Source organism: Pseudomonadota bacterium (assembly GCA_036141575.1).
In the GTDB taxonomy this organism is placed as follows: Bacteria; Pseudomonadota; Alphaproteobacteria; order UBA2136; family JAPKEQ01; genus JAPKEQ01.
Window position 1 is genome coordinate 35,605 of record JAYZXF010000013.1, and the last position, 9,927, is coordinate 45,531.

At 44.4% G+C, this 9,927-nt stretch carries 12 protein-coding genes; 9 read left to right on the forward strand and 3 right to left on the reverse strand.

All coding sequences use genetic code 11. The features are described 5' to 3' along the window. Positions 1 to 47: 47 nt before the first annotated feature. From VX730_06345 to VX730_06360, 4 genes are read left to right on the forward strand one after another with little or no spacing between them, the layout of a single operon-like run. Positions 48 to 1,097, forward strand: a complete 1,050-nt coding sequence (locus VX730_06345; GenBank protein MEC9292006.1) for a hypothetical protein — start codon at positions 48 to 50, stop codon at positions 1,095 to 1,097. Between the two features lie 9 nt (positions 1,098 to 1,106). Further along, positions 1,107 to 1,427, forward strand: coding sequence for a hypothetical protein (locus VX730_06350; GenBank protein MEC9292007.1), 321 nt, complete (start codon positions 1,107 to 1,109; stop codon positions 1,425 to 1,427). Positions 1,428 to 1,439: 12 nt separating this feature from the next. Further along, positions 1,440 to 2,867 carry a TraM recognition domain-containing protein gene (locus VX730_06355; protein MEC9292008.1) on the forward strand — a complete coding sequence of 476 codons (1,428 nt, stop codon included), beginning with the start codon at positions 1,440 to 1,442 and terminating at the stop codon, positions 2,865 to 2,867. Between the two features lie 21 nt (positions 2,868 to 2,888). Further along, complete coding sequence (locus VX730_06360) at positions 2,889 to 3,173, forward strand: hypothetical protein (GenBank protein MEC9292009.1); 285 nt, start codon at positions 2,889 to 2,891, stop codon at positions 3,171 to 3,173. A gap of 47 nt (positions 3,174 to 3,220) precedes the next feature. Here the strand turns inward: VX730_06360 and VX730_06365 are convergent, their stop codons facing one another. Beyond that, positions 3,221 to 3,589, reverse strand: a complete 369-nt coding sequence (locus VX730_06365; GenBank protein MEC9292010.1) for a hypothetical protein — start codon at positions 3,587 to 3,589, stop codon at positions 3,221 to 3,223. A 240-nt stretch (positions 3,590 to 3,829) separates the two neighbouring features. Between VX730_06365 and VX730_06370 the strand changes: the two genes are divergently transcribed. The 3 genes from VX730_06370 to VX730_06380 all read left to right on the forward strand — a co-directional run bounded on the left by VX730_06370 (position 3,830) and on the right by VX730_06380 (position 5,807). Further along, positions 3,830 to 4,819 (forward strand): hypothetical protein, encoded by a 990-nt coding sequence (locus VX730_06370; GenBank protein ID MEC9292011.1) that lies wholly within the window; start codon positions 3,830 to 3,832, stop codon positions 4,817 to 4,819. A gap of 204 nt (positions 4,820 to 5,023) precedes the next feature. Next, a complete protein-coding gene (locus VX730_06375) occupies positions 5,024 to 5,479 on the forward strand; it encodes a hypothetical protein (protein ID MEC9292012.1) in 456 nt (151 codons plus the stop codon). Between the two features lie 22 nt (positions 5,480 to 5,501). Next, positions 5,502 to 5,807, forward strand: a complete 306-nt coding sequence (locus VX730_06380) for a hypothetical protein (GenBank protein ID MEC9292013.1) — start codon at positions 5,502 to 5,504, stop codon at positions 5,805 to 5,807. 42 nt (positions 5,808 to 5,849) lie between these two features. Here VX730_06380 and VX730_06385 read toward each other — a convergent pair whose 3' ends face one another. After that, positions 5,850 to 6,704 (reverse strand): pirin family protein, encoded by an 855-nt coding sequence (locus VX730_06385; GenBank protein ID MEC9292014.1) that lies wholly within the window; start codon positions 6,702 to 6,704, stop codon positions 5,850 to 5,852. A 92-nt stretch (positions 6,705 to 6,796) separates the two neighbouring features. Next, the gene (locus VX730_06390; GenBank protein MEC9292015.1) at positions 6,797 to 8,191 is read right to left on the reverse strand and encodes a hypothetical protein; all 1,395 of its coding nucleotides are present in this window, start codon (positions 8,189 to 8,191) and stop codon (positions 6,797 to 6,799) included. A 141-nt stretch (positions 8,192 to 8,332) separates the two neighbouring features. On the opposite strand from VX730_06390, the gene VX730_06395 reads away from it, so the two are divergent. Then, entirely contained in the window at positions 8,333 to 9,535 is a 1,203-nt protein-coding gene (locus VX730_06395) for a hypothetical protein (GenBank protein MEC9292016.1), read from the forward strand. After that, a partial coding sequence (locus VX730_06400; protein ID MEC9292017.1) for a hypothetical protein occupies positions 9,535 to 9,927 on the forward strand: 393 nt, incomplete at its 3' end. The genes VX730_06395 and VX730_06400, both read left to right, overlap by 1 nt.

Here is a 9,927-nt window from a genome sequence, read left to right on the forward strand (position 1 = left end):
CAGTGCTTGCGCCAACCTCTTTATGGCATCATACTAGCATAACTGTCATGAATGAAAATAATGATAAACAGCATAAATCCTTAGGAAAGGTGTATGGTGAACATATGGCGTATAAACTGATTCTTTCAGCAATTCTAGGTATAGCTCTGCATGGGAGCTTGTTTGCGCAAACGTGTATTAGTTATACAGCAGAGGGGATTTCTGGCTGTATGGATAATGATGCCTACGCAGAAGAGGAAGAAGTAGTTGAGGCGACGCCTTTGCCGCAAGTGCCTCAGCAACAGCAGCAGGTCATGCAGCCTGCGCTAACACAGCCGATGAAGACAGAAATGGATTTGAAGGTTGAGGAGTTCTATAATACATACGATAAGCCACCAAGAGAGTTTGCTGAATGGACGGTCAATCCAACAGTTGAAAACGCTCTACGCTGGGCACGTAAGTATGATGAAATGATGACGCGTAACCAAAAGATGGCGGAAGCTTGGCAGGCAGCTCAAAAGATTTATAAACAAACAAAAGATCAAGGTGGCGAGCTTCCAGAGCTCTCTAAGCCTTTGCCACCAATTCCAGAATATCCTGGTTTGATGCCTCCACCAGGGTCAAAGCCACCAAGTATGGCGCAAAAGAAGGAAAATCCTTACAATCGTACAAGTGATGCGATCTCGTTTGCGCGTGAAAATGTATCAGCAAGTGGCTCTTTAACACCTATTGATGCTTATGGTGGTAAAAGTAATACGGCAGCCCCTCAAGGGCCTATTGAGGTGAGTTACTACTTTAGTAATGTTTGCCCGTTTTGTAAGAAGTTTGAGCCAGAGCTTCGTCTTGCTATGGATCGCATATCTAGCTCTGACGTGAAGCTGACTTGTGTAGATACATCTCCAAAAGAGCAAAAGAGAGAAAATATTGCAGGCATTATTGACTGTGACTGGCGTCCACTTCTTCCGGGCGAGCTGGAAGCTTTTGGTGTAAGAAGTACACCAACACTTCTTATTAGTACGGGCCCTAAGGCGCCTCTTATTAAGAGAGAAGGGGTGCTTGTGGCAACTGAAATTGAAATGCTTCTAAAGAATCTTGCCAAATCACGCTCAAAGTCTTAAGGTCGGTTTATGAATAATCCAGCTAAGAAGGACGTAGCATATGAGTATCAGGCGATCGCTGCAGAACGCCTGGCTTGGGTTATGCGCCCTGTTTTCTTCTTTTCTATTGTGGCTTGGGTTTTGAGCCCTGGAACAGTACATCCGCAAAGTTTAGACCGAAGCACGCTGCTTGGTTTCCTTTTAGGGGCACTTTTTGGTATTGTATTAAACTATGGCGTACTTAAGCATTACCTTGTTGTGCGTCGTAAGGATACAAAGAACCGCAAAAACCGTATGCCAGATGAGTACTACTTTGGTAAGGTTATGGAAGTTTTACAAAAGTCTGAGTAAGCTGGAGAACCCATGTCAAAATCACCTCTACCAGAATCTGAGGATATTAATATTTCTTCAAGCTTGATGACAAGGCATTGCCTTGGTATTGCTGCGACGGGTGGTGGTAAGTCTAATTTCCTGAACCTGATCCTTAAGCAGCAGATGATGCGTGGTGGTGGGGCGATTCATATTGATGGTAAATCTTCTAAAGAGGCAGCGCTTGAGTTTCTTAACCTTGCCCGCCAACATGATCGTTGGCAGGATGTTCGTATTATTAATATTGCAGATCCAGATTTTTCTAATACATATAACCCGCTCCTTCGTGGTGACCAGGATGAGGTGACCAGCCGTATTATGGAGCTCATCGGAAATAAAGGTGATCCTTTCTTCCGTGGGCAGGCTGCGCGTGGTATGCGTGCGATTGCAGGTATTCTTAAGGTGATTGGTAAACCTTACAACTTTGGTGACTTAAACGTTTTGATGACAAATGAAGTGGCGATGCGCCAACTTCTAGAAGATGCGCCAAAATCGACCAAAGAATACAGCGATTTCAAAATTTTCTTTGACCAGATGACGGAAATTGATCCGAAAACGGGTAAGCAAAAGCTTAATGCAAGCAAGCTTCAGCATACATTTGGTGACTTGTCGTCTCGCCTGCACAGTTACTATGTTGGTACGGCAGGTCGCGTGCTGAACTCGTACGCACCAGAGGTAGACCTTTATCAGGCCATTAAAGAGAACCTTTTGGTTTATGTAGCCCTGCCAATGCTCAATAAGCGTGAAGCCGCGATTGATTTTGCCAAGTTCTTTATTAGTGATTTGAAAACGGCTATTGGTCAGATTCAAAATGATAAGTATAAGCCGCACCCAACGTTCCTAACGTTGATGGATGAGTTTTCATCTTACGCACAGCCGTCACTTGCCCCCGTGTTTGAGCAGGCCCGTTCAGCAAATGTATGTTTGTTCCCGTTCATTCAAACGTATTCATCTCTTACAGATAAGGAGGCAGGTCTGAGTGATGACTTTGCCGCCAAAGTGTTTGGTAATACATGGAACAAAATTTCCTTCCTGCTTCAAGAGCCTGAAAGTTGTGAGATGATGTCTCGCGCGGCTGGTGAAATCCTTAAAGAGTCTGTTTCTGAGAGTTTTGGTGAAAGCCTTTCATTTGCTTCTGGTGAAGATGATGCCTCTGCACTGCGTACCGGTGGTCGTGGTAAGAGTTTTGGTAAATCGATTTCATACTCTTATAGCGCTGTTGTGCGACCAGAAGACTTTAGAAACTTGAAAGACGGTGAGGCGATTTACATTGGTAGGAACAGTGTTTATAAGCTGAAAGTGCCACTTGTTATGTTGGACAAAACCAACAAAACCCTTGACTTCCCACGCTTTAAGATGCCAAAAGTACAAGGACTATCTGTGGCAGAGCGCTACCAAACGCTCTCCGGATTTGAAATGTAAAGTGAGTTAAGGGGATACTTTATGACGGTCGAAAAGTTTGCATATCTATACGTGCACTACCTTCTGCCAGGTTTTAAGATCTTTGTATTTTTGCTTTTGGTTCTTTTAGTGCTGGCCTTTTGGGCGAAAGCTAAAGAAGGTAAGCTGATGGATCTGCCGAGCCAGATCTTTAACGGCACATTCTCATTCATATATAAAACCTGCTTGTACATATATCTCGCCATTGCTTTTGTGTTTGGCACGATTATGCGTATGTTTCGTATTATTATGGCGACGCTTCGTGACTTCTTTATGTCTCGTATTTAAGCCTCAAAAAATTCAAACCCCACCAATGGTGGGGTTTTTTGTATCGATTAAGCGCTGTGAGCCTGCAAGTGTTTATAGAAGGTTTCAATAAACTGTGTGATGGCGTCACGCGTGCTGCTGGAAACACCAATCCAAAACAGGTAGCCAACTTGGCCATGGATGGTTGTGATTTCCTGCGGAAGGTTTTGAAGGATGTCCTCCTTACTTCCTGCAATCAGTTGAGTTTCATAAAGCCCTTCAAGGAAGGGGGTGAGGTATTCATCAAAAGGCTGGTCTTGTTGAATGAACTCATTAAACAGATTGATGCCTTTGGTGATGGAAGATTCAAACTCAGATGTTTGAAAGTTTTGCAGGGCATTTACACCGTTAAGAAGGTGTTTGATGCTGTCGTGCGCAAGGGTGTTTTTCTCTGTCATGGGAAAACTCTAAAAAATGGAAAATAAGATGTAAATTAAGGTAAATATGCCTATGTACTAGGCAGGCCGTCAACATAAAAACATCACTTTTGTGTGTCTTGTGCAACAGGGCAAGAAAATAACTATATTTAGTGATTGGGCACTTGCGTTTACCTATATGATGTGTGTATTATGCATCATACAGAAGATGTAACAAGCCCAAGTTATCTCTTCCTAAATGTTTGAGGAATAAGAAAAATAATGAAAAACAAAAGTACTCTCAGTCTGTCATGTGTCGCAGTTGCGGCCCTGCTATCGGCGTGTGGAAACTCTCAAAGAGGTCTTCCTAACGGCCCAACGCCAATGGGATATGGGGTAACTGGTCAAGCAAGCCCAGCTTACAGTCAACCTTATGTCGAGCCAGCCCAAGCTCCAGTACCAATGATGCCTCAGGCTTCCTCTCCTGTGCAGTATCAAACAATGGACCAGACAGCCCCTCTAGCTGAATTACAAGTACTTCGTGAGCGTCTTAAAAGAGCCGAACGTGCAATGCTTCGTCTTGATAAGCGCATGCAGCTCCTCGAACGCAATGAACTCTCTCGCATTTCTGGAATGGAAATGAATGGTGCAGGAACACAAGCTCCCTCAGGTATGTTTCAGCCAATGAGTTATTCTGAGACTAGCTCTCATGTATCCGGATCAGCGTCGCCATTGGGTATGAATTCTTTTCAACCGGTTGAACCCAATGCAATGCTGCAAAACGGACACAGGGGTTATGACGAACAACAAGGATTTTCAGGGGCAGCTCTTCGCCCTGTTGGATATAACCTGCCAAACGATGGTATGGTAACATCAAGTTTGCAAGCAGCACCTGCCCAGGTGACTGGCCAGCAAACAGCAACTTTAGCGTCACGCACGCCCAGACTGCCCAGTCTAGCGGACGCAGATAACGGCTCTGATGAAGCGGATAAGTCTATCGCTGTATGGTCTATCGCTTATGAAGCCGGCAAAGTATGGCCAGAAAAAGCCCAGTTGACTCAGTCTCGTGATGTGATTGAAGCAATTCGTAACAGTGAACAGGTAACTGTTTATGCGCGCGGTGGTAAGCCAAACTCTCGTGAGTTTCGTGATCGTGTTCGTGCAGTGAGCAAATACCTAAGTAAAGTTTCGAACGTAGAATCTGTGCCGATTGCATCTATGCCAGCTGATCACCTTGGTGGTGATGTGGTTGAGATTATGGTAGTACGCTAGTAAAAGCGTATTATTCTGCTGCCTAAATATAGTTCCTTTATTAGGCCTTAGGTTCCACAAAATATACTTTTAGGGGTTGAAATGTTCTCAACCTCACCTATTCTTTTATTTACGTAAATAAAAAGGCGTTAAGCCTCTAGAACTGATTTTTGGCTTTTAATTGGCCAAACTGTAAAACTGCAAACTTTGAAAGGACACGGTAAAATGTCAAACAAGTCTCAAGCGTTTCAAGCGCGCCTTGAAAACCAAAAAACACAACTTGAACGTCACGGTAACATGGCCGAGGTTGTGATTCGCACAACTCCAGAAGCAACAGATATTATTAATGCAGCTCGCCTTTGGGAGCATGTCATGATTCAAGCAGATCGTCGTACGCGTGGTTACGTAGCTAAGCAAAGCCGTGATGCCTTTGATGATACAAGAAAAGATTTTGATGAAGCTCTAGGCTTTATGATGGAAAAGCTGAAGGCTTGTGTTGAGCGTCATGAGATTGACCTGACAGGTAACAACTTTGTTTCTCGTATTGCGCAGCGCTATAAGCTTGCAGAGAAGAGAAAGCAAAAGCCAAAAGCTAAGCCTGCTGAAGCAGCGCCAGTGAAAGAAGAGAAGCCAGTAGAAGAAGCACCAGTTGCAGCTGCTGAAAGCTCTGACGGCTTTTAAAGTTTGATAGGGGGGAAATATAATGGACTTTGCTAAGACCGCATTTCTTGTGTTCTCAATTCTTGGGATTGCGTGGTGGGTTGGTACAGTTATGAAAGCAGAAGGTGATGATAAGCTTCTTGAGGCTTGCCACCCTGTTGTGATTGTAACGGATAGCCTGATTAAGGTAACAACTGGCCTAACTGGTTTTACACCAAATTGGACGCTTGGGACAAAGCGCGTTCTTGAGGGTGGTTGCTACTACTTCTTTGAAACGTTCTTGTTTACATCTATTGATGAAACTGATGGAGACCTTCTTCCTACTGAAGGTGGTGTTCGAACCAAGTAACTCAAAAAACCCCGCATGAGCGGGGTTTTTATGCTTTTAACTTTACTCTGGTAGAGGAATAAACTCCTCACAATCATTGGGTACCTCTGGAAATTCCTTAGCCTTCCAGCGACGCTTAGCCTCTTCCATAAGCTCTTTATCTGAGGCGACAAAGTTCCACCAAATATGGCGAGGGCCATCCATGGCTGCACCACCTAGGAGCATCATGTGAATATCTTGAGTTGCTTTAACAGTCACAACGTCTCCCGCTCTAAGTACCATCATTTGACCTTTTGGATAAAGAACACCCCCAATACTAATTTCACCCTTTAGAAGGTAAAGTGCACGCTCTTCGGTACCAGCATCAAGGCTGATAGATGTGCCTGTTCCCATTTTAAGTTCAACATATAGTGTGTCCCACTCCGTCTCTACGGGAGACTTAAGTCCGTGGAAGTTGCCAAGTACGACACGACCAGACACGCCATTTTCTTCAAAGGTTGGAAGGTCGTTTTTAGGGAAGTGTACAAAGCTAGGCGCTCCTTGCTCTGAGCTTTTTGGTTGGGCAATCCAGCTTTGAATGCCGTATAGGGAGGATGGTTGTTGCCTGATGTCTTGTCCTGTGCGCTCACTATGTACAATGCCGTTCCCTGCTGTCATAAGGTTCAAGTCACCAGCAGAAATGCGCATGTCTGTGCCAAGAGAATCTTTATGGTCCATGGTTCCTTCAAATAAAAATGTAAGTGTTGAAAGCCCAATGTGTGGGTGGGGGCGCACGTCCACGCCTTGCCCTGTAATAAATTCACCTGGGCCCATTTGATCCCAAAAAATAAAAGGGCCAACCATGCGCTTATCTTTAAATGGGAGGGCGCGGTGGACTTCAAAATTACCAATATCGCCTGTACGAGGAAAAATAGTCATTTCTACAGATCCTTCACATGGGGCAAGGTCTGCATCGGGGCAATTGAAATGGCTCATGGATTTTTCTTTCTTAACCTCTTAAAGGGGGATGGTTAACCAAGTGTTTGGGTTGGTGGGGTGCTGTTCATTTCTTGAATAAGTATATCCACTTTTTGGCTTTTATCTTTAATCTGTTCAAGGTAGCTTACAGCATCTTGTTTTACATCAATGATGCCTTTGTATGCTGGCAAGCTGTCAAGGGATTGTCTAAGTGTTGGGTATTGTGTAACCGGCAAGTTAAGAACAACACAGTTATCAAAGGCCATGTCATCTGCCGTGAGTTGAAATAGGCTGTCAGTTGATTTGGCATTGTTGAACTCTGTTTTGAGTAAGCCGAGCTGGTTTGTGAGCATATCAATAAAGTACGGCCAGCTTGCATGTGGTCGGTTATCAAGAGACCAGAGTCTGAAGTCACTGCGAATTGTTGGGTTGAGTGTTGTGGCATATTTTTTAACAAGGGCGCACATGCGCACAATAAGGATGCCGTTCCCCATGTAAATACCAGCGCTATCTTCAGTGATGTCAGCTGGGTTTACATCAAGGTCTTCAATGACTGTTTGGAAATATGCAGCAGCATTGGTTCTAAATAGGCTGACTTGCTCTTCTGTTGGGGCAAATGTGCTGTCATTACTCTCTGCTGATTTGAGTGAAATTTGGTATGAGCGGTGCAAGCACTCATAAATATCGCGTGCGAGAGGGTCGCAATTGTTTGGAATGCTGCTTGGGTTGTCCCTGTATTTGACTGCTGTTGTTAGGGCGCGTCTGAGAGCTCTGTTTTTATCAGGATCGTGATGCAGCTTTCTGAAGCTTGGGAATGTTGTGAGGATAAAAGCTGAGAGCCCGCCATGTTCATCGCAGCGTCTTGAGTAAGAGACGTCGTCCATTTTCCAAAAGCTTGTAATGGGGTGCATTTTACGCTTTTCTTCGTAGGCGTAAATAAGGGATAGGTCTTGGGCAAGGGCAGCAATACGGTGGTAAGGTGTACAGCCTTCAAGGGTGTTCATGGCTTGCCATTGCTTCATGGCGTGTTCAAATAAAGTTTCATTTGTGTTGCCGCTAATATCGTAAGGCCAGTGACGGTAGCCATTTAAAAAGCCAAGAAGTTCCGATTCAAGGGGGTGTCTTGTACTTGTTGGTGGTGGGCAGGCGATAAGCTCAGGGATGAACTTGCTGAGGGATACGCTGAAGTTAAAAGAGGTGCCACTGTCATCCGTTTTTGAGGCTTCAAATCCAGTCTTTTTAAATCGCTCAGCATTAATAAACTTGATGCAAATCCATACAAAAACGAATCCTCCAAGGGTCGCGCCGCTTACAGACATGATACCGTTAAAGTACTCACCAATAGAGAGGCCGGGTTGGAAGATAAGGTAGTATGTGACACGTACAATGGTAAATACCATTAAAATCAGGCAGATAAGTAATGCGAGTCTGAACCTAGGATCATACATTGTTAATTTACAACACTTTGTTTATTTTTTATGCTTTATATTATCACATTACCTTGGTAATCTAATGACAATTTATATGTAAAAGTCTACAGTAAAGACAATAATAAAAAGCATTTTGCTACCAAAAAAGAAGGCAAAACGATGAAAGTTGGTGTCATTCTTGCCGCAACAGTGGTTGCGTCGAGCTTACATGGGGTTGCAGCCCAAGCTGCCCCTGTTCCAGGTTATGTTCCTCCAGTAAACTACCAAAACGTCCCTGATTACGCGGATGACACACGTGGTGTGTTTGTTCCAACACATGGTCAGTACCGTTTAAAAACTGAGACGGAGCTATCACAATTTAACGCGCCAATGTACGAGCGCCCGTCTTATGTTGCTGGTATGGGATCTTCTGCAATGTCTGAAGATGCATACGAGCGTGAACTGAACCGTATCAGTGCAGGTCACCTTGCCCGTGAAGCAAACTTGGATATGGTTGCACGTAACCCAAACATGATTGAACCTGCTGCCGGCCCTGCGCCAACAATGGCAAATGGTGGTGCAATGTATCAAGTAAGCCAAAACACAATGGGTTCACCTATGTATGGCCAGCCTGCAATGCCAACAATGGCTCCACAGCGCAACCCTTACAGCTACAACCCGCCTTCTGTAGCTCTAGATGTAACTGCTGGTGAAGAAATTGCTCGTGGTCAGGTTTACAAAAACAGTGTTGATATGACAAATGCACTTGTTCGTCTCCGTGAAGATCGCATTACAATTCGTCGCGCGCTTCAGCGTATGATGGATCAGATTGGTGGTGGTGACTGGACAGTAGTTTGGGATCTTGCTGAGCAAAATGCAGGTCTACCAGAGATGGAAATCTCTATTTACTCTGAAGAGCCTTTTATGAGTGTTCTTAATGCCCTTCTTGCTCGTGTTCAGTCTCGTAGTGGCCAGCCGCTACGTGTTGTACGTTATGATAATACACAGCGCCTTGTGATTACGGATCAAGCTGGTGGTAGTAACCTTGCTGGTAAGTCTTCTGCTGCTGGAATTGATGAAGATGAAGGTCTGGCTGTAACAGAACAAGTTCTTAAAGAGGCAATGGTTTCTCTACATTATGATGAGATTCCTCTTGTAGATGCTCTTGAAAATGTTGTGAGTCAAGCTGGACGTGGCCAGTGGCGCCTGCGTATGTACGCGGGGTTAGATCAGGTTCTTAAGCCTGCTCACATTGAAGAGCCTTTTGGTATTGCAATGGAGCGTCTTCTTAAGCTCTTTAACCTAAAATTTGAAGTATTCCCTGGCGGTAAGTTGATTGTTGTGACGCATAACAACCGCTTTGGTTACGGGAGTGTGAAATAATGAAAACAAAGCTTCTTTATACAACAGCTCTTCTTGGAGCGACGTTACTTTCTGCGTGTGGTGATGACATCAGTTATGTGCAGAGAGAAAGTCCTTCTAACCCTTATAAGGATTATTTAAATGAGTCTGCAGCTGTTGTTGGAGTTGGTGAGCCTGTAAGCAAGCAACGTATGAAAGCGAATGCGACGTTTAGTGTTAAAGGTCGTACAACTCTTGAAGAAGCAATGACACGTATTGCGGATACCTATAATATTGCTGTGAGATATGGTGATGGTGTGCGTACAGAAGTACGTGAAGACCTTGTTGTTGCAGACCTGACTTTTGATGAAGCGCGCTCTTACCTTGAAGATGTCTACGGTGTGCAAATTATCCGTGAGGGTGAGCGCCGTGTA

Excerpts from the sequence above, each read along its gene's own strand:
- VX730_06395 (MEC9292016.1), top strand. The coding sequence starts at position 8,333 with ATGAAAGTTGGTGTCATTCTTGCCGCAACAGTGGTTGCGTCGAGCTTA.
- VX730_06385 (MEC9292014.1), bottom strand. The coding sequence starts at position 6,704 with ATGACTATTTTTCCTCGTACAGGCGATATTGGTAATTTTGAAGTCCAC.
- VX730_06345 (MEC9292006.1), top strand. The coding sequence starts at position 48 with ATGAATGAAAATAATGATAAACAGCATAAATCCTTAGGAAAGGTGTAT.
- VX730_06365 (MEC9292010.1), bottom strand. The coding sequence starts at position 3,589 with ATGACAGAGAAAAACACCCTTGCGCACGACAGCATCAAACACCTTCTT.
- VX730_06355 (MEC9292008.1), top strand. The coding sequence starts at position 1,440 with ATGTCAAAATCACCTCTACCAGAATCTGAGGATATTAATATTTCTTCA.
- VX730_06390 (MEC9292015.1), bottom strand. The coding sequence starts at position 8,191 with ATGTATGATCCTAGGTTCAGACTCGCATTACTTATCTGCCTGATTTTA.
- VX730_06375 (MEC9292012.1), top strand. The coding sequence starts at position 5,024 with ATGTCAAACAAGTCTCAAGCGTTTCAAGCGCGCCTTGAAAACCAAAAA.
- VX730_06380 (MEC9292013.1), top strand. The coding sequence starts at position 5,502 with ATGGACTTTGCTAAGACCGCATTTCTTGTGTTCTCAATTCTTGGGATT.
- VX730_06370 (MEC9292011.1), top strand. The coding sequence starts at position 3,830 with ATGAAAAACAAAAGTACTCTCAGTCTGTCATGTGTCGCAGTTGCGGCC.
- VX730_06360 (MEC9292009.1), top strand. The coding sequence starts at position 2,889 with ATGACGGTCGAAAAGTTTGCATATCTATACGTGCACTACCTTCTGCCA.
- VX730_06350 (MEC9292007.1), top strand. The coding sequence starts at position 1,107 with ATGAATAATCCAGCTAAGAAGGACGTAGCATATGAGTATCAGGCGATC.